This window comes from Methylomonas stagni, assembly GCF_050154735.1.
GTDB lineage: Bacteria > Pseudomonadota > Gammaproteobacteria > Methylococcales > Methylomonadaceae > Methylomonas > Methylomonas koyamae_A.
In genome coordinates this window covers 3,691,189-3,708,790 of record NZ_CP189557.1, presented here as the reverse complement: position 1 = coordinate 3,708,790, position 17,602 = coordinate 3,691,189, and the positions used below count along the sequence as shown (strand labels likewise).

Annotated in this window: 18 protein-coding genes; 4 read left to right on the top strand and 14 right to left on the bottom strand. The window is 54.8% G+C overall.

The features are described 5' to 3' along the window. Positions 1 to 34 precede the first annotated feature (34 nt). Complete coding sequence (locus tag ACP4CD_RS17025; RefSeq protein WP_071160817.1) at positions 35 to 220, top strand: YjfB family protein; 186 nt, start codon at positions 35 to 37, stop codon at positions 218 to 220. A gap of 39 nt (positions 221 to 259) precedes the next feature. Here the strand turns inward: ACP4CD_RS17025 and ACP4CD_RS17020 are convergent, their stop codons facing one another. Then, complete coding sequence (locus tag ACP4CD_RS17020; RefSeq protein WP_426991767.1) at positions 260 to 646, bottom strand: hypothetical protein; 387 nt, start codon at positions 644 to 646, stop codon at positions 260 to 262. Between the two features lie 248 nt (positions 647 to 894). On the opposite strand from ACP4CD_RS17020, the gene ACP4CD_RS17015 reads away from it, so the two are divergent. After that, entirely contained in the window at positions 895 to 1,287 is a 393-nt protein-coding gene (locus tag ACP4CD_RS17015; protein ID WP_426991765.1) for a DUF5675 family protein, read from the top strand. Positions 1,288 to 1,348: 61 nt separating this feature from the next. Here the strand turns inward: ACP4CD_RS17015 and ACP4CD_RS17010 are convergent, their stop codons facing one another. The 3 genes from ACP4CD_RS17010 to ACP4CD_RS17000 form a co-directional block, all read right to left on the bottom strand. Continuing rightward, on the bottom strand, positions 1,349 to 2,539 hold the full coding sequence (locus ACP4CD_RS17010; protein WP_426991764.1) for a Wadjet anti-phage system protein JetD domain-containing protein: 1,191 nt from the start codon (positions 2,537 to 2,539) through the stop codon (positions 1,349 to 1,351). After that, entirely contained in the window at positions 2,536 to 5,913 is a 3,378-nt protein-coding gene (locus ACP4CD_RS17005) for an ATP-binding protein (RefSeq protein ID WP_426994702.1), read from the bottom strand. Before ACP4CD_RS17005 ends, ACP4CD_RS17010 begins: the two co-directional genes overlap by 4 nt. Before the next feature lie 127 nt (positions 5,914 to 6,040). Further along, positions 6,041 to 6,673, bottom strand: coding sequence for a DUF4194 domain-containing protein (locus tag ACP4CD_RS17000; protein ID WP_313730920.1), 633 nt, complete (start codon positions 6,671 to 6,673; stop codon positions 6,041 to 6,043). Between the two features lie 144 nt (positions 6,674 to 6,817). Here ACP4CD_RS17000 and ACP4CD_RS16995 point away from each other — a divergent pair, with 144 nt between their 5' ends. Continuing rightward, positions 6,818 to 7,093 carry a type II toxin-antitoxin system Phd/YefM family antitoxin gene (locus ACP4CD_RS16995; protein ID WP_426991762.1) on the top strand — a complete coding sequence of 92 codons (276 nt, stop codon included), beginning with the start codon at positions 6,818 to 6,820 and terminating at the stop codon, positions 7,091 to 7,093. After that, on the top strand, positions 7,093 to 7,482 hold the full coding sequence (locus tag ACP4CD_RS16990) for a type II toxin-antitoxin system RelE/ParE family toxin (protein WP_426991760.1): 390 nt from the start codon (positions 7,093 to 7,095) through the stop codon (positions 7,480 to 7,482). The genes ACP4CD_RS16995 and ACP4CD_RS16990 overlap by 1 nt, the downstream gene beginning before the upstream one ends. A 565-nt stretch (positions 7,483 to 8,047) precedes the next feature. On the opposite strand, the gene ACP4CD_RS16985 is transcribed toward ACP4CD_RS16990, so the two are convergent. The 10 genes from ACP4CD_RS16985 to hemL all read right to left on the bottom strand — a co-directional run bounded on the left by ACP4CD_RS16985 (position 8,048) and on the right by hemL (position 17,277). Beyond that, complete coding sequence (locus ACP4CD_RS16985) at positions 8,048 to 9,622, bottom strand: RNA-directed DNA polymerase (RefSeq protein WP_426991759.1); 1,575 nt, start codon at positions 9,620 to 9,622, stop codon at positions 8,048 to 8,050. 140 nt (positions 9,623 to 9,762) lie between these two features. After that, positions 9,763 to 9,981, bottom strand: coding sequence for a CopG family ribbon-helix-helix protein (locus tag ACP4CD_RS16980; RefSeq protein WP_426991758.1), 219 nt, complete (start codon positions 9,979 to 9,981; stop codon positions 9,763 to 9,765). Positions 9,982 to 10,070: 89 nt separating this feature from the next. Next, a complete protein-coding gene (locus ACP4CD_RS16975; protein WP_426991757.1) occupies positions 10,071 to 10,457 on the bottom strand; it encodes a type II toxin-antitoxin system VapC family toxin in 387 nt (128 codons plus the stop codon). Continuing rightward, positions 10,458 to 10,691, bottom strand: a complete 234-nt coding sequence (locus ACP4CD_RS16970) for a type II toxin-antitoxin system Phd/YefM family antitoxin (RefSeq protein ID WP_064031447.1) — start codon at positions 10,689 to 10,691, stop codon at positions 10,458 to 10,460. 83 nt (positions 10,692 to 10,774) lie between these two features. Beyond that, positions 10,775 to 12,229 (bottom strand): DUF3375 domain-containing protein, encoded by a 1,455-nt coding sequence (locus tag ACP4CD_RS16965; RefSeq protein WP_426991756.1) that lies wholly within the window; start codon positions 12,227 to 12,229, stop codon positions 10,775 to 10,777. Next, a complete protein-coding gene (locus tag ACP4CD_RS16960; protein ID WP_426991755.1) occupies positions 12,226 to 13,584 on the bottom strand; it encodes a DNA recombination protein RmuC in 1,359 nt (452 codons plus the stop codon). The genes ACP4CD_RS16965 and ACP4CD_RS16960 overlap by 4 nt, the downstream gene beginning before the upstream one ends. A gap of 214 nt (positions 13,585 to 13,798) precedes the next feature. Beyond that, on the bottom strand, positions 13,799 to 14,758 hold the full coding sequence (locus ACP4CD_RS16955; protein ID WP_426991753.1) for an SdiA-regulated domain-containing protein: 960 nt from the start codon (positions 14,756 to 14,758) through the stop codon (positions 13,799 to 13,801). 49 nt (positions 14,759 to 14,807) lie between these two features. After that, positions 14,808 to 15,485 carry a lamin tail domain-containing protein gene (locus tag ACP4CD_RS16950; RefSeq protein ID WP_071160830.1) on the bottom strand — a complete coding sequence of 226 codons (678 nt, stop codon included), beginning with the start codon at positions 15,483 to 15,485 and terminating at the stop codon, positions 14,808 to 14,810. Between the two features lie 245 nt (positions 15,486 to 15,730). Next, entirely contained in the window at positions 15,731 to 15,937 is a 207-nt protein-coding gene (locus ACP4CD_RS16945) for a DUF1640 domain-containing protein (RefSeq protein ID WP_426991751.1), read from the bottom strand. Between the two features lie 119 nt (positions 15,938 to 16,056). Then, positions 16,057 to 17,277, bottom strand: a complete 1,221-nt coding sequence (gene hemL, locus ACP4CD_RS16940) for a glutamate-1-semialdehyde 2,1-aminomutase (RefSeq protein ID WP_426991749.1) — start codon at positions 17,275 to 17,277, stop codon at positions 16,057 to 16,059. Between the last annotated feature and the right edge of the window lie 325 nt (positions 17,278 to 17,602).

Below are 17,602 nucleotides of genomic sequence, written 5' to 3'. Positions count from 1 at the left end.
ACTATCGCCGGCCCCAACTTAAAGAGGTATCGCCATGCTGGATTCCGTCCCGTCCATCGCCGCGTTCGCGACGCAATTGTCCAACCAAAAAACCGGCCAGCAACTCGAAGTCGCCGTGCTGAACAAAGCCAAGGAATTGCAGGAGCAACAAGGCCAGGCCGCGCTGAAACTGCTGGAATCGGCCGCCGCGCCGGCCGGCGGCATCGACGTCAGAGTCTAAGCACGGCCCACGCCGGCTCCGTCACGGCGGAGCCTGCGTTCATTTCTTGGCCTTTTTACTGTAACGGCGGCCGGACTGCACCGCATAATGCTTGGCCTTGTCCTTGCTCGGTTCCTTGAAGTAATTCTGATAAGTTTCGCTGCCGCGATTAGCGATCGCCTGAGCGAAATCCTTGAATAAATAGGTGTCGTCCAACACCGCGCGCGGACTGACGCCGTGCTGTTTGGTCAGATAAAACGACACGCTCATCAAATAAGCCTTTTCCCGGCCGTTCAATTTCAACAGACTATGCTTGGCCTTGACGTAAACGAAATACGACGTCAGCGCCAGAATGCTAAGCCCGAAAAACTTGGTCCAGAGCAGGATGTAGTCATCGTCCTCGTACAAGGTTTTACCCTTACGCAAGATCGCCTCGGTTAAATTCATAAAACTCCCCGGTTGGTTGAGGCGGGCATGTTAATGCATTGTCGGAGGATTTTGGCGGGGAATCTGCGTCCGGAACACTTAGGCGAATTGGTCGGTCTGCGATTAGAATTCAGCGTGAATAAGCCGCTCGCTCGGCGAAGATCGCTCCCGCTTGACAAACCCGGTGCTTCGAGCGAAATAATCGCCGGCCAGCCGCACCAAAAATCGGCGAAATCCATTTTTGAAAATCCTAGCTTCGAGGAGGCCACATGGAGCTGAACCTGACCCGCGTCGAATTCACCGACGAAAGCACAATAGGCGAACTAAGTATTAACGGAGCCTTCGAATGTTACACCTTGGAGGACAAAGTCCGTCCGGTCAAAGTCAAGGGCATGACCGCGATTCCAGCCGGCTCCTACGAAATCATCATCAATTTTTCCGAGCGCTTTAAAAAACCGTTGCCGCTACTGCTAAACGTGCCGAATTTCGACGGCGTCCGGATACATCCCGGCAATAGCGCCAAGGATACCGAGGGCTGCATTCTGGTCGGGAAATCGAAATCGGCCGATTTCGTCGGCTCCAGCCGGGCGACTTTCGAAACGCTGTTCGAGAAACTCAAACGCGCCGCCGAAAACGAGAAAATCTTTATCCACATCGTTTGAAATTGCCCGGCGCTTGGGAAAACTTTTGCCGCTTTGAATGCCGGGTTCCGCTTCATCCTGGCTAGGCTTCCGCTTGGAGCCGCGCCAGCAACGCGCCGAGCGCGGCAAAACCGACATACTCCTGCTCCAACCTCAGGTTTTGGCCGAAACGGTTATCGCGCAACGCGTCGTAAAGCGCGGTTTCCTCAAAGGTTAAACCGGATAAATCGGCGCGGCCCGGAGTGGTTTCCGCAACCCAGGACTCGCGGTGCGCCAACAAGGTCGCTTGGTCCATCAGCAATGAGTGGGTTCGCGGAAAGTATTGGCGAAACTGGCTCAGAATCGCGAAGCCGTGAGTGTCGATGTCGCCCCAATAGTGAATTTCCTTATCCTTCAACCATTCGGCTTGCGCCAAGGCATCGAAGCCGTAGCCTCTGCCGAAGATCACCATACTATCGGCAAACGGCGGAAACGCCAGGCCGTTGATGTCGTTTTCGGTGACGAATACCCGCTTGACCTGCAAATTCAAAGTCGCGAATTCGCCGGCGGTCACCGTCAGATCGCTCAAGCCGGCGATATGCAGCCGGCTATCCAGCAAGCGAAAGCGAATCGTCGCCGGCTTGGCCAAAAAGCCGTAACGCGCCTCGAAGCCTGTTACGCCGGTTTGCGCGGTATCGATCGCCGCGGCAGGCAACAGCAAATCCAGCCATTCGCCAAGCAACTTCTTGCGGCTTTCGATGAATTTGCTGTCGATGCCGGGCAGGCTGATTTGGCGTAGATAAATGCCTGGCCGAGGATGTTTTACGACCCAGCCGGCCACGCTCAACAATTTTTGCCATTCCTCGGCGTGCTCCAAGGCGCGTAACGGATATTTCAATAGCCAAGACCTAAGTGCCGTGAATTCGCCGGCCAGCGATGCCGCCAACTGCCCGAAAACCACCAATTCCTTGGCTTTTTTCAAATACGCCGCCGCGTCGTCCGGCTTGTCGAAAACCACCGCCGCCGGCAAACGGTTGCGCCCCGACAGCCGATGATTGATGTCGCGCCATTCGACGGCAAAATGCTTGGCGTCAACGGCCAACCAAGGCTCCACCCAAACCTGTACGGCGGTGAAATCGGCGGCCAATTGCGCCGGGCTGGGTGACTTTAACGGAATACGTAACGGAAACAAGCCGCTGGATGCCAGGCTTTCCGTCAGGATTTGCCCGCGTTGCCAGCGTTTATCCAATTCGGCACGCAACTCGGCCGGTAAGGTCCAGACCGGCTTGCTCATCCGCCGCGTGCCGCGCGTTCGGCGCGGTACTCTTCGATACTCAGATTGCGCAGCTTGGACGCCCGTCCTTCCTCGTTATGCACGAAGCCGACCGCCGCAACGTAGGGCTCAATGATGTGAATTTTCTGCAGCGGCGTGACGATCAGCAATTGCAGATTGAGCTTTTCGAACAGCCGTAAGCCGTATTGCGCCGATTCGTCGGAGCCGCGGCCGAAGGCCTCGTCGATCACCACGAAGCGGAAGGAACGCGAGCGCACCGCGCCCCATTCCAAACCGAATTGATAGGCCAAGCTGGCGGCCAGGATCGTGTAAGCCAGTTTTTCCTTCTGGCCGCCGGATTTGCCGCCGGAGTCGGAATAATGCTCGTGCTCACTGTTGTCCTCACGCCAACGCTCGCTGGCGCCGAAGCTGAACCAGTTGCGCACGTCGGTAACCTTGGCTGTCCAGCGCCGGTCTTGCTCGGCCTGGCCCTCGCGGCCGCGAAAGCGCTCGATGATTTTTTTGACTTCCAGAAACTTGTTTTCCGAATATTGCTCGTCGTCGGAACCGGTCAGCGCGCCCTCGGTGCAGGCGCGTAACTCGCTTTGAAAGTCGCGCACGTCGGCGTCCGGCGTCGGTTGCGCTTCCAGCACGATGAAGCGGTTGGTGTTGTAGTCGATCTGAGTCAAGGACTCGTTGATCAGGGCGATGCGCTCCTTGATGGTTTCCCGCTCGCGGGCCAGTTGCGACTGGAAGTTAGCGACCTCGCGGATGGTATTTTCGTTGAGCAATTCCTTGAAGCGGGCTTCGAAGCGCGGCAAGTCGTCGCTTTGCAAACCTTCCAGCATGGTTTGATATTCGTGGGCAGCGGCGATGCCGACATCGACTTCCTGGGTTTCCAGCGGGAAGGCCGCGCAATAGCCGCGCATCGCGTCGATGATCTTGTCGCGCAGATAATTGAGCTTTTTGGTCTCGTTTTCGATTTTGGTCTGCAACCAATCACGCATCTCGCGTTCGCGGTTGTCGCAGGACTCCACCGTAACTTGCCGCTCGGCCAGCACTTCGCCGCGCAGCACTTCCAGAGCCGGGTAATGCGCGGCGTGTGCGTCGCCGGCTTCGTTCAGGATGTCGGAAGTCTGCGTCAGCAACGCTTCGGCGGCCTGTTTGCGTTGCTCGGTGGCGCCGATTTCCTTGATTTTGTCATTTAGCGCGTGCTCGGTATCGGCCATAGCATGTTGCAGCGCTTCCAGCCGCTCCGTCAGTTGCTTGAGCAGATCGGACGCCGCTTCCAGCTCGCGCTTCTCGTGTTCCAGCCGAGCAATCTCCGCTGCCAAAGGCTGCCAGTCCAGTTCGCGGAAATCGCGGTATTCGCCCAACTTGCTTAAGGTTTCCAATTGCGCCTTGACCGTGACTTGTGCTTTGGCGATGTCGGCCAAGCGACCGGCCAGATCGGCTAGCTGATTTTCCAATAGCTTGGCCTTGGCTTCCAGCGCGGCGATCTTGGCGGCATTGGACCAGCCCAACACATAGCGGCTGCGGTCGTCCAGGCGGTGGCGGTCGTCTTTTTCGTGGCGTTCGCCGGGTGCCTTGATCTGGCCGGCGCGGGTGATGGCTTTTTGCTCGCGGCGGAATTGCTCCTGGGTAGCGCAGCAAGCTACGTCGAAGCGGTGACCGATCTCGCGCTCCAGCCAATCGTAAAACGCCGAATCGGGTTTAATCGCCAATTTGCGCGCCATCGAATCGCGGTGCGGCTCCGGCAGCTCGGCGCGCTGGCCGGGCCTGACCCGGAAATAGACCAGGCGGCCGCGCAAATGGGTTTGGTCCACCCAATCGGCTACCGCCGAATAATGCGCATCCGGCACCAGCAGCGATAGGCCGAAATTGCGCAACATGCGTTCGGCGGCGCCTTCCCAATCCTTGTCCTCGTCGCGCACCTGAATCAATTCGCCGGCGAACGGCATCCGGTCCTCGGCCAAATTCAGCGCTTCACAAAGCGCCTGGCGCATTTTGATTTGCGCATCGTCGATATTGCTACGCCGGGCCTTCAGGCTGGTCAATTCGGCTTGCAGGAGTTGATGTTCGTTGCGTCCTTGCGCAAACGCCACGCCAATTTCGCTAGCCTGGTTTTGCAGATCGGCTTCGCGCGCGGACGCACTGTCCCGTAACTCCAGAAAACGGACTTGCTGCGCCAGAAAGGCTTCGGCGTCTACCGGTGCCGGCAAATCCAAGCTTTGCAGCAGTTTTTCGTAGCGGGCGGATTTATCGCGGCGGCGCGCCATATCATCTTGCAGACGCTCGATTTCCAATCCCAATTGAGCGATGCGGTCGCCGCCGTTGGCGGCAATATGGCGTTGCAGTTCGCCCGCCTGCATTTGCTGTTGTCGCTTGCGCTCGCTCAGCCGCTCGAGCTGGGCGTTTTGCCGGGCAAGCTCTTCATCCAATGTTGCCAGACGCTTTTCCAGCAAACCTTGCTTTAGGCCCGCGAAAAACGAACGCAAGGCTTCGCGGCAGGCGCGCAGGATTTCGGTTTGCTCGTTGAGTTGAGTGTGACGCTGGCAATCGGCGACCAGAGGCGTTAACAGGCTCATCTGCCGCTTGGCCTTCAAAACCGCGTCGTGGGCGCGGTTCAGGTCGTCGAAATGGTTGATCAAAGCGGTGATGCGCGGCGCGACTTCCGAGGGTTCCAGCATGTGGCTGCGCACAAAGTCGGTCAGATTGCCGACCGACTTCATCGACACGGTTTGATGGAACAATTCCAGCGCCTGCTCGTTGTCGATGCCGAAACGACGGCGGAACCAGGCGCCATAAGGCGGAAAGCTGTCATGCAACTCCGCGCCCAAGCCGCGCAGCTTCTTGCGCAGTTGACCGATGTCGCTGCCGAAGTCGGAAAAATCGCGAGCTATGCTCAAGTCCCGTTCGGCGCCGACGAACAGCCGCGCCGGCTGGCCCTGGCGGTCGCTGATCCAGAACACTTGGGCCAGCGTCACGGTCTGATCGTAGCCGGCGTTGTGGAAAACGCCCAAGATCACCGAATAACTGTTGTCGCCGCGCAAGGCCACTGGCTTGGCGCTGCCGCTGACCTCATTGCGCTCGGACTTGTAATGGCCCAGCACATAGGATCGCAGGCTGCGCTCTTTGGCGTCGGCGCCGGCCGCCTTGTTATAGGCGATACGATGGGCCGGCACCAATAAGGTCGTGACCGCATCGACCAGGGTCGATTTGCCGGAACCGATGTCGCCGGTCAACAAAGCGTTGCGGCCATTCAAGTTCAAGACCCAAACCCGGCCGTCGAAGGTTCCCCAATTATAGACTTCCAGACGTTGCAGCCGGAAGCCGGACAGGGTGTCGTCGTCGACGAAATCCAGCGACAGTTGCAGGTTGTTATTGGTGATCATCACGCGGTGGATTTTGGTTGATAAACGCCCTGAGCCTTTTTCCAAAGCAAGGCGTCGTAAAACGGGCTGGAAGTCCCCTCTCCCTGAGGGAGAGGGCTAGGGTGAGGGGAATCAAGCTTAAAACCAATCATTCGCCACCCTCCGCACCGCCGGCCAGTTGCGTCTGATACTCCGCCAGCCGCGAATCCAATTCCGACAACCATTGCGCATCGACAAAAGCCTTGAGTATCCGCCTGACCTCGTAACTGGCGGCTTGATTGGTGCTGGTCTTGAGCTTGCGCAAAAAACCCAGTTCGACCACCTTGTTGATATGGGTTTCGATCTGATCGATCAGCCTAGCCTCGTTGCTACGCTGCGGCAAAAACACCCGGATCAATTCGACGATGTCCTCGCGCGATAACACCAGCCGAGTCTCGCCGCCGCCCTTGTCAAACTCGGCCAAGCGCTTGCGCAACAAGGCCAGCAACAAACTGACCGGAAACGACAACGGCCGACGCGCGATCAAACGCGGCAACTTGGGTGCCGCATCGTCGTCTTCGACGTCCGTCTGGCGCGAACGTAAGAACGCATAACCCTCGGCCTCGTCCAACACCAATTCCAAACCCAGCACCGAGATGTAGTCCCGCACCCTGGCCTGTAGATTCAGCAAGGCATTCCACAAACCGCCGTCGCTTTCCTGATAGACCACACCTTTCAATAATGGAATGACCACGGCCGACAGGTCGTATTGGGGTGCGGCTTCGAGCTCGGTTTCTGTCATCGCGTTTGGGATCGCTGGGATAAAGTCGGGGATTTTACGGGGAAGACACGGAGAAATCGAACCTACTTGCTTTACACGCGCAAGCATTGCCTCAGAACTTTTTAAAGACTATATTAAGTCCTTTCTAAAAAGTTCGAGGCAGTCATGCGTTACTCATCTCAAGTCAAACCGATCAGTTACCTGAAAGCCAACGCCGCCGAAGTGTTGTTAAAACTGGCCGAATGCCGCGAACCTTTGGTCATTACCCAAAATGGCGAAGCCAAGGCGGTATTGCAGGACGTGGCCTCCTACGAGGAAACCCAGGAAACCCTGGCCTTATTGAAAGTATTGGCTTTGGGCAACCGGGAAATCGAGAGCGGCAACGTCAAACCCGTGGCCGAAGTCGCCGCCCGACTGCGCGCGAAAAAGACTAGCAGCTAATGCCCGAAGCATCCTATCAAGTCTTGTTGACTCGCGGTGCCGAGCGGGATTTGGAAAGCCTGTACGATTACATCGCCGAATTCGATACACCGGCCAATGCCGACGCCGTCTTGGACAAGTTGTTGCAAACGCTGGACGATTTGGCGAGTTTCCCGGAACGCGGCAATTTCCCGAAAGAGCTCGCGGCCATCGGTGTACAAGAATACCGCCAAGTCTTCTTCAAACCCTACCGCATCGTCTATCGCATCATAGCCCGACAAGCCTATGTATATCTGATCGCCGACGGCCGGCGGGACATGCAGGCTTTGCTGGCGAGGCGGTTGCTGGGGGATAAGGCGGATTTGATCACGGATGCTTTGCGGAGCCGACCCTTGCTGGCCGGTAGCTGAATTCTTTCCATTGCGAACGGCTGTGTTTCTTCCGTAACTGACGGCGGCAAAAGTTTGCCAGTCAAATTTTGCAACAGTTGATCCCGATTTACTCGTAGGGTGCGAGTGAGTTTACGAACCGCACCAATCGCGAATGATGCGGTGCACGTTGTTTACCGCATCCTACGGCCCTTCAGCATCTGCGACAGACCTGCATCCAAACAACACGATAACGTGCGCTGCAACAAATAGCTTGTGTCGAGCATTGCGGGCGCAACGGTCGCGAACGATGCGCCTAACAGCAACATCCTATGGCGCACGTTATCGCGTTACGTGATTTTCTTTAGTGCCACTGAGCAAGAAGTAACCATTATCAGGGTGCTCCACGGCGCCCGTGACATCCCGGGTGAGTTCGTCGCAGATCAGTAGCAATCCGATATAAACGCGATAACGTGCGCTGCCAAAAATTGATTGTGTCTAGCTTTGTGGACGCAACGGTCACGAACGATGCACCTAACGGCAGCATCCTATAGCGCAGGTTATCGCGTTATCAACTTGACTACCTTATGGCACTATTAAATTTTTGTTATTTCTGTTTCTTAGGATCGAAGGATTCAATTGCAAAATAATCTTCCGCTGAATGTACTTTAACGTTCTTTAACCAAGGTCTCTTCTCTTCCTCAGAAAGTACAGAATCAACAATTTTAATGATTGCTCTCTTTTCCCATTGATCAGCCCTTGAATAATATTGGCGGATTTCCAACACATCTGTCCGATTAGCATTTTCTGAAAGAGCATCTAGTACAGCTCTGCCTACGTAAGCACCAGAATTTCTTTTTAAACTCCTAAATAGCTCCATCAATGAAACACTATTAGCAAAGCCTTTCGAACCGAGGAGCCTTACGACAGAAATCAACATATATTCAGGATATTTCACCCCTTCCTCTAACAAGGCCGAGAAATAGTCTTTAATCGATTCTTTTAATGCAACTGGAATTTGAGACTCTTTTTTAATCAATAAATCAACAAGTAATGGAGTAAACTGGGGGAATTTTTCAACTAAAGATTTATATAAAGAAAGCTTGTTGTAGTCATCACTAGCCACGACAATTCTAAGAAATCTCCGAACATCATCTGGTTGCAAAATCTGATTCGACGTGATTTTTTCTTCCAATTCTTCTGTAGCTACTTCCTTTAATTCATTTATTTCTCGCTCTGATAATTCTCTAAATTTGGTTGGGATTGTTCCGGTATATCCGACTATAATTCTTCCTTGGCGAAGTTCATTGGCAACCTGCCTGGCTTCTTCTGTTATAGCGGGTGATGATTTAGTCTTTTTGGACACATCTTCTATAACTGTTTTTGCTGGATTTATCGTCAAACCCTCCAAATACAGGCGCTCTACTAAAATTGTAAGCCAAGCATGGGCAGTCTTGGCGTCTGGTGCAAATAGACGGTAATCATCAACAAACCTGCAGAATTGGACTTTTAAAGAGCGCAAGTAATCATCTACTGAAATCAGCGATGCTTCCGCTAATATTCGGCTTGCATTGCCACCTATTGGAAGACTATAAGAATCTCGGTTGGCCCAAAACAATAACAGCTCATTTGTTAGCTTCACCCACTTTTTATCTATGGGTAGACTGAGCAATGTGGACTCTAGGCGATGCAGATTTAAGCGATCGTAGAAATTAGAAATATCGCATTTAACTAAAACCTTTACTCGGCGGCTTTTCTGTTTCTCCGTAGCATGAGATTGAAATGATGTGAAATTATACTTAGGATCAAATAGGTAACCTGATTTTGGTTTGAAACGGTATGAAAATACTATATTGTGTCGCTTTTCTATTCGATGCTTTTCTATAATGTCCGCGTACATTATTACCATTGCTAAATAAACGATAGTATCAACAGGCTGAATCAGCGCTGCTCGCCTAAAATCATAGGCATCTTTTTTTGGAAAAAAGACGTGACTTATCGAATATACCTTTAGGCCAGACAGTGAGTTTGAATTAATTCTGGATTTAATCTGATTGAACAAAAAAGTTCGGTAGTGCTCATTTTTCAGCAACGCGACTTCGAATGGAGTTGAGAATATATCGGTAAGCCCTTCTTTACGAACGTTGTCTATTGCCAGCACTATCGCCTTATCAATGTCCATTAGATGTCCTTATGAAATAAAACGTTTATGTTAAAGGCCTTAAGGCGCAATCGTAGGGCGTCGTATTGCGCCGCATGTTGGCCTTTAATCATGCGGCGCATTACGCTGCCACTAATGTGCCCAACGATTTACGGGCTTATTCAAAACCCCAACGCATCCAATTCGTCCAACAACCGCAAAGCGCGCTTAGGGCCACCTCGCAACTGGGCGGCCAAGAAGCGTTGTCTGGCCTCTTCTTCCGCCAAGGCTTGGGTGGGTAACTCGAACATCAGTTTGTTGAGGCTGATGTCGCGGACTTTGGCAATCTGTTTCAGCCTTTCGGCCATATCGTCGGGCAATCGAATGGATAAGGTTGTCATGATCTTAATAAGCTCATTATTTGCTCAGCCCACCACTTAAATGCCTCAATTGATTCGAGTCGGGGCAACATGAATTTTCTGATCTCCATTCACCAAATCCGCCTAACCCCATAACTATCGAACAACGCCTCATTGCTGATCAGGGCAATATTCTCGGCCTGAGCTTGGGCGATCAACATTCGGTCGAAAGGGTCGCGGTGCGGGCCGGGCAGGCTGCCGGCTCTCAACGCGTGGTCGGTTGTGATAGCCAGCTGGGTAAAACCTTGTTCCTTCAGGCAATCCTGGTAGCTATCGACCACGGCTTCGGCACCCGGCAATTTGCCGACACGTACCTTGGTGGCGATCTCCCAGGCCGAAGCGGCGCTGATCAGCACGACGTGGCTGGGCTCGGCAATCCATTCTTTTGCAATCGGAGACAGCTTCTCGTCGCCGTCCAACCACCACAACAAAGTATGGGTATCCAGCAGCGCTTTCATCTATTGCGCCCAGGCATCCAATTCGTCGTCCGGTAATGCCTCGAAGAAGGCTTCGGTCACCGGAGCTTGACCTTTCATGGCGCCGAATCGCCGTTGCGGACGACTTTCGGTGATCGGCACCAGCTTGACCAACGGCACCTTGCCCTTGGCGATGATCACTTCCTCACCGGCAAATGCTTGTTCGACTAAGCTGGATAAATGGGTTTTGGCGTTATAAAGCGTATAGGTGCTCATAAGCATACTCCTTGACCAAGTAATTTGACTAACCCAGTATAGCAAACCCCCGCATCGTGGCAACGCAACCTACTGTTGAGCAGTCACCGGACAAAAATCACCCTTGGCAACTTCGCCTGTTTACTTAATTCCCGTCCTTCGCCATCCATAGCCTGCCAAACGATCACATCCTCCACGCCTTCATCGACCGTGGTTTTAAAGCTGTCGCCGCCGAGTTGCAGATAGGCGACCAGTTCCGCCAGGCCGTGTTGCAGCGGGCGGGCGCGGCAGAGTTCGGCCAGCGTGATTTGCGGTTTGTCTTGCAGGGCGTGGCGGATGTGGCGGGCCAGTTGCGTCTTGTCGATGACGATTTGCGAGAACAGCGCGGCGGCGTCCAGGTCTTCGTCGCCGGTTTGCGGGATGATGCTTTCGATGCGCGGTTTGACCGGTGGCGTGTGTAGCGGCCGTTCCATCGGCAGCTCGATGTCGGCGGCGGCTTCGGCGATGATCATGACTTCACCGGCGGGTTGATTTTCGCGTAAGGCCAGGGCCTTGGCTTCGATGCCGTGCAGGATTTCCATGATCCGGCGATTTTCCAGCCAGGCCTGGTCGTCGAGAAAGCGGCGCAATTGCCGGCTCAGTTCGGCGACGGTGCGCTGGGTATGCTCGCCGGCTTCCAACCAATCGTAATGCACCCGGCGAATGCGGGCGTCGGGCTTGAGTTCGGCGACAGGCTCCAAAGCCAACACCCGTTCCAGCAAGGCCGACAATTCTTCCTGGCGGCGGCTGGACATTAGAAAATCCCAGAAGGCGCGGAAACTGCGGCCTTGGTCGGAGTCGGCTATGGCGTCGCGTTCGCCCATGATGTCTTGCAGCAATTCGCCCTTGCCGCCTTCCCACAAAGCGATGCGCTCCCGCACTCGCCGGTCCAGGCCGCGAAAGTTATGTTCAACTTCGCGAAAGTCGCCCAGCAGTTCACGGGCCAGCCCGGTGAATTGCTGGAAGCGGTCCTTCAACGCGGTGTCGTCCAGCACTTGCAGATCGCCGGCGCGGATGCGGGCGATTTCGGCATCGAGATCGGCACGGCGTTTTTCCAGTTCGACGATGCGGGTTTCCGGGTCGGTCTCGCTGCCTGCGCTGATTTGTTTGAGCAGCTCGAATAAGGTCAACAGTCTGGACTCGGTGCCGACGAAGGCGCGTTCGGTCAGGCTATCCAACCAAGCGATGGCTTTTTCGGTGGCTGGCGTCAGGTCGAAAAACGGCTCGTCGGAACCTTGCCGGTAAAACTTGCGCAACCAAGCCTTGTCGTTGCCGGCCCAGTCGTTCAGATAGTCCAGCGCGGGCTTAGGGAAAGCATCGTTACCCAGCCGTTCGCGTAACGCAAACAACTCATCTTCCAGCGCTTCGGCCAGATCGGCCTGACCGATCAGACGCTGATTGGGGGCGACGAAGGCCCGGTGCAGAAAGCCGGCGATCAGCGGCGCATGGTCGGAGCGCAATAACCGCCAGGCCGGATGGTTTTGTTTCAGCAGCTCCAGCGTGGCATAGTCCAGGCTCATTCGGCGGCGTCCGCATCCATTTGTTCGGTCAGGCTCTTGGGTAGTTTCTTTTTCACTTTAACGCCCAATTCTTCGAGTGCGCCGGCTTGGCGCAACAAGTTGCCGCTACCGCTGCTGAGTTTGTTGACGATGCCGTCGTAGGTTTTGTGGACAGTGTTGAGCTGGTTGCCGAGCTTTTCGATGTCTTCGACAAAACCTCTGATCTTGTCGTACAAACCGCCGGCCTTGTCGGCAATCAGGCGGGCATTCTCGTTTTGTTGTTCGTAACGCCAGATGTTTTGAACCGTGCGTAATGTTGCCAGCAAGGTAGTCGGGGTGACGACGACGATTTTGTGTTCGAAGGCGTCGTTGAACAGCTTTTCGTCGCCCTGAAAGGCGGCCATGAAGGCGGCTTCGATCGGCATGAACAGCAGTACGAAGTCCAGCGAACGCAGGCCTTTCAGGCTGGAATAATCCTTGCCGCTCAAGCCTTTGATGTGGGCGCGCACCGCTTCGACGTGTTGTTTCAGGGCTTCGCTGCGTTCAGCGTCGTCTTCGCTGGAACAGTAGCGCTCGTAAGCGTTCAACGAAACTTTGGAATCTATGACGACATCCTTGTTTTCCGGCAGGCGGACGATCACATCGGGTTTGAACAACCGGTTATCTTCGTCGCGGAAGGCACCCTGAGTTTCATATTCGATGCCTTTGCGCAAGCCGGATTGCTCCAGCACCCTTTCCAGAATCATCTCGCCCCAATTGCCTTGAGTCTTGTGATCGCCTTTTAAGGCGCGGGTCAGGTTCAGCGCTTCCTGATTCATCTTGGCGGTGTCGCGGCGTAGCGAGACGATTTCCTCGCGTAGCGAGATACGATCCTTGGTTTCGTTGTCGTAGACGCTTTCGACCCGGTTTTTGAATTCGCCGAGTTGCTGTTTCAACGGCGCCACCAAGCCTTCGATACTGACTTTGTTATGTTCGGCAAACTGCTTGCCGCGTTCTTCGAAGATCCTGTGCGCCAGATTCTCGAACTGGGTTTTTAACTGATTTTCCGCATCTTGCAGTAGGCGGATTTTCTCTTCGTTGTGTTTATGCTGCTCCTCCTGACGGGTATTAAGTTCGGCGTTTTCGGTTTTCAATGCCAGAAGCTGTTGTTGCAAGGCTTGCAACTCGGATTCGCGCCGATTCAATAGGCTTAGCCTTTCCTCGGCCACCGCCAGCTTTACGGTTTGTTGCTGTAAAACCTGTTGTTGCAGATCGATTTGCGCTTGCAGGGTCTGGCGCCGTGCGCCCATCAGGCGGGCGCCGATAAAGTAGCCAAGCGATGCGGCAACGGCTAGGCTAGCCGGCCAAAGCCACGGAGTGATTTCCAAGAATGTCATTTTCGATGCAACGCCGACGCGTGCTTGAGGGGTGAATTGAACCGGGTTGGACGAGTCGGTCAATTGTAAGGGAAGTCGGCGCCGACAGTCTGGAAAAACCGGCGCGACGACGGCAAGCTGAGGTTCGCCAGTTTGGCGGAGGATGGACGATGGACCGCCCGACGGCAAGCCGGAGTATTCGGCCTGCCGTCGGGCTTGTATGAAGGAACGCCGGTTAGGCTGATTTACGGCGAACCGCGAGGATACCGGCCAAGGCCGAACCGAACAACCACAACGCGCCCGGTAACGGAACCGCGGTCGGCGTCAGCACGAACAAGCGCGAGTTGGGGTAGGCGCTGCCGTTGTTCTCGGCAACCAAGTAGATGTTGCCTAGCGTATCCACGGTGACGCCTTCGATGGCTTGCTGGGTAACGGAGGACAGATCGAAGCTGCTGACTATTTGACCGGCCGTCGTCAATTCCACCAACATTTTTGAATCCAGACTCAGAATCAGCAAGTTGTCGGCCCCCGCGCCGCCGGCCAAGCTATCGACGGCGGACAAGGTTTGCACGTCGGACAGACTGTTCAAGCCAAACAACGAACCGCTACCGGAAAACAGCGTCGTCGTCGATGCGGTGCCGTAGCCGACCGCAAAGTCCAGCGTACTTTTACGCAACTGCGCCGGATTGTCTTGCTTGACCGAGTAAAAGCTGCCATCGCGCGGATCGACGCTGATGCCTTCGGTTCCGACATTGCCGACACTGGCCGTGCTGCCGGTAATCGCCACTTTCGGCTGATTGTTTAGCGCCACGCTGCCGCCGGCACTGTAGGTAAATTGATAAGCCACTTGCGGACGTTCGTCGACAACGACCAGCCGGCCATTGCCCAAATAGGTCAGGCCTTCTGCATCGTTATTGCTGCTCCCGGTTCCCGCCCAATTGAACGCCATGGAACCCAGGGTTTGCCCGGTCAACGACACTTCGACGACGCCGAGGCCTTCGTCGCCGACGAAGAACAGCGTGTTGCGGTCTCTGGCGTAAGTCACCGCCGAGGCTTCCAGACCGATACCACCCAAGGTATCCAGCGCGTAGTTGCCAGTTAATTGGTAGTTGGCCAAATTCAAAGAGCTTGCCGCTTGGACGCCGCCGGCACTGACCGCCAGCGCGATTGCGCCGATCAAGGATTGGAGTTTCATAGTCTAAATTCCTGAAAAAAGATAAATAACAAAACGGGATAGCTGAAGCCTATGCGCGTTTCTTACGACCTATCGAGAACAGAGCCAATCCGCTCAACATTAACGGAAACGCCGCCGGAACCGGCACGGCCGCCGGGGCCAACGCGAATCTGCCGGGGTTGGCGACAAATTCGCCGGACACGCTGGCTATGGAGCCGAAACTGTCGCCTACGCTAGACAATACCCAGTCCGAAGTTACGTTGTCTTGATCCAAGACGGCCAAGTTGCCGGGATTGCCGCTGACATTTTGAGTACGGATCGTGCCGGGAAAATTGCCGTCGCCGTAACTCAGCCGGTCGATCAGCATGTTGGCGGCGTTATAAAGATTGATTTCGTCGTTGCGGCCGAGATTTACCGTGTTACCGCCAATGATTTTGACCGACGCCGACAAATTCCAGTGGCTCCTGAACGTAGCGGCATCGTTTTCCGCCAGAATCACTGACTCGCCAGCCGCGACTAAGCCGAAAGCCGAGAGACTGACCGTGCCGGGAGAACGTGAGTCGTCGTCGTAACTCCAGCCGCTGAAATCGACGGCCGCGTTGGTCAGGTTGGTGAATTCGATAAACTCGTCACCGTTATACATCCATTCGGTAACGGCCACGGTGGACGCCGAAGCGGTCGCGGCGAACAGCGAGGAAGCGGCGAATATGCCGAAAGCCGCGGCGCGGCGGAATTTTTTGACTGACATGATACCTTCCGAAATTGTTGAATTGGGGGAACAAGCGACGGATCGGCCGCTTGCGCGGCGAAAGCCGATCCCCGCCGGAAGGTACAAAAAAATGTGACGCGGTTATTACTTTTGCAGCGTCTTGAATAGCATTGCGCGAATCATCGCAGCGGCAATCGATGTCGTTCGCAATGTCCGCCGATCGCAAAAATATAAATATAGTGGTCGTCGAACTTATAAATCAGCCAGATAAACACAGCGTATGTTCAAGCCAAAAGCTTGGCAAGCAGCGGCATGACTTCGGCGGCAAATACCAAGCCGAGCATCCATTTGACGATCAATAAATCCGATTTGACCGGCGCAAGCTCGATTTGCACATCCTTTTTGGTGAGCGGATCGGCTTCGGTTTGGGCGTCACGAAAAGCTTCCGATACAGCTTCCGCCTGTTTTTCGTCAAAACCGGCTTCTTTCAACTTACGCACAAATTTGTGAGTATCAAAAGTCACAGTAGCCATTGCATATCTCCTTTCAATGTGCGTGTCAGTGTATCAGAACTGAGTGAGTTTTCAGGGATTGAAACCATACGCTACATTCAATTCCGCAGGTACTTAAATACCTCAGCCGCAGCATCTACGGTCGCCTGCAAATCCTCATCCATATGCGCGGCAGAAACGAAACCGGCCTCGAACGCCGACGGCGCCAGATAAACTCCGTGTTCCAACATCGCATGGAAGAAATGTTTGAAGCTCTCGATGTCACAGGCCATCACTTGCGCGAAACGGCTGACGGTTTTTTCTTCAGTGAAAAACAATCCGAACATCGCCCCGACCTGATTGGTGGTGAAAGCGATGCCAGCCTGATCGGCGGCGTTCTGCAAGCCGGCCAGCAATTGCGTGGTTTTGGCGGTCAAGGCCTCGTAGAAACCGGATACGGAAATCAATTCCAGGGTTTTCAATCCGGCGGCCATCGCCACAGGACACCCGGACAGCGTGCCGGCTTGATAAACCGGGCCCAGCGGTGCCAGATATTCCATGATCTTGCGGCTGCCGCCGAAAGCGCCGACTGGCAAGCCGCCGCCGATGATTTTACCGAGCGTGGTCAAATCCGGTTTGATGCCGTACAGACCTTGTGCGCCTTGCAAACCAACGCGGAAGCCGGTCATTACTTCGTCGAAGATCAACACGCTGCCGTACTGGTCGCAGACTTCCCGCAAGGTTTGTAAAAAGCCCGGTTCCGGCGGAATGCAGTTCATGTTGCCGGCCACCGGTTCGACGATGATGCAAGCGATTTTATCGCCGACTTCGGCAAAGGTCTGCTTCACCGCGTCGCTGTCATTGTAAGCCAGCGTGATGGTATCGGCGGCCAGCGCGGCCGGCACGCCGGGCGAGCTGGGTACTCCCAGCGTCAATGCGCCGGAACCGGCTTTTACTAATAAGGAATCGGAATGGCCGTGATAGCAGCCTTCGAATTTGACGATCTTGTCGCGGCCGGTGTAACCGCGCGCCAAGCGCAACGCGCTCATGGTGGCTTCGGTGCCGGAGCTGACCATGCGGATCATTTCTATCGAAGGCAGCAACTCGCAAACCGTTTGCGCCATCAGCGTTTCGATCTCGGTCGGCGCGCCGAAACTTAGACCTTTTTCCGCGCTGAGTTTGACTGCATCGATCACGGCCGGATAGGCGTGGCCGACAATCATCGGCCCCCAGGAGCCGACGTAATCGATATAGCGCTTGCCTTCGGCGTCCCAAACGTAAGCGCCTTGAGCGCGATCGAAATACACCGGCGTGCCACCGACACCCTTGAAGGCCCGCACCGGCGAGTTGACGCCGCCGGGAATGACTTGTTGAGCTTGAGAAAAAGTTCGCTGGATGAGGTCATGATGAAAAAATCCGTTGGCAAATCGCTATCGCTAATCGAGGGAAAAGGGCATTTCCGGCCATTCTCCGGCAGACTAGTTTTCAAGCGGTTGACTGTGAAATAAAGTTAAAACCCGAGGAGACTCCGGACAATATAATTGGTTTAGGGTTTTTCTACCTCGCCAAAAACGGAATCCACCGTTTTCCGTGAATCCCGAACTCATTGCTCCGGCTAGAAATTGTCTGGGCTATTCGCATTGAGCCGTTCGACCAGGCGGGGAA

Excerpts from the sequence above, each read along its gene's own strand:
- ACP4CD_RS16975 (WP_426991757.1), bottom strand. The coding sequence starts at position 10,457 with ATGAAAGCGCTGCTGGATACCCATACTTTGTTGTGGTGGTTGGACGGC.
- ACP4CD_RS17025 (WP_071160817.1), top strand. The coding sequence starts at position 35 with ATGCTGGATTCCGTCCCGTCCATCGCCGCGTTCGCGACGCAATTGTCC.
- ACP4CD_RS17015 (WP_426991765.1), top strand. The coding sequence starts at position 895 with ATGGAGCTGAACCTGACCCGCGTCGAATTCACCGACGAAAGCACAATA.
- ACP4CD_RS16995 (WP_426991762.1), top strand. The coding sequence starts at position 6,818 with ATGCGTTACTCATCTCAAGTCAAACCGATCAGTTACCTGAAAGCCAAC.
- ACP4CD_RS17010 (WP_426991764.1), bottom strand. The coding sequence starts at position 2,539 with ATGAGCAAGCCGGTCTGGACCTTACCGGCCGAGTTGCGTGCCGAATTG.
- ACP4CD_RS16950 (WP_071160830.1), bottom strand. The coding sequence starts at position 15,485 with ATGTCAGTCAAAAAATTCCGCCGCGCCGCGGCTTTCGGCATATTCGCC.
- ACP4CD_RS17000 (WP_313730920.1), bottom strand. The coding sequence starts at position 6,673 with ATGACAGAAACCGAGCTCGAAGCCGCACCCCAATACGACCTGTCGGCC.
- ACP4CD_RS16960 (WP_426991755.1), bottom strand. The coding sequence starts at position 13,584 with ATGACATTCTTGGAAATCACTCCGTGGCTTTGGCCGGCTAGCCTAGCC.
- ACP4CD_RS16970 (WP_064031447.1), bottom strand. The coding sequence starts at position 10,691 with ATGAGCACCTATACGCTTTATAACGCCAAAACCCATTTATCCAGCTTA.
- ACP4CD_RS16965 (WP_426991756.1), bottom strand. The coding sequence starts at position 12,229 with ATGAGCCTGGACTATGCCACGCTGGAGCTGCTGAAACAAAACCATCCG.
- ACP4CD_RS16990 (WP_426991760.1), top strand. The coding sequence starts at position 7,093 with ATGCCCGAAGCATCCTATCAAGTCTTGTTGACTCGCGGTGCCGAGCGG.
- ACP4CD_RS16955 (WP_426991753.1), bottom strand. The coding sequence starts at position 14,758 with ATGAAACTCCAATCCTTGATCGGCGCAATCGCGCTGGCGGTCAGTGCC.
- ACP4CD_RS17020 (WP_426991767.1), bottom strand. The coding sequence starts at position 646 with ATGAATTTAACCGAGGCGATCTTGCGTAAGGGTAAAACCTTGTACGAG.
- ACP4CD_RS17005 (WP_426994702.1), bottom strand. The coding sequence starts at position 5,913 with ATGATCACCAATAACAACCTGCAACTGTCGCTGGATTTCGTCGACGAC.
- ACP4CD_RS16980 (WP_426991758.1), bottom strand. The coding sequence starts at position 9,981 with ATGACAACCTTATCCATTCGATTGCCCGACGATATGGCCGAAAGGCTG.
- ACP4CD_RS16985 (WP_426991759.1), bottom strand. The coding sequence starts at position 9,622 with ATGGACATTGATAAGGCGATAGTGCTGGCAATAGACAACGTTCGTAAA.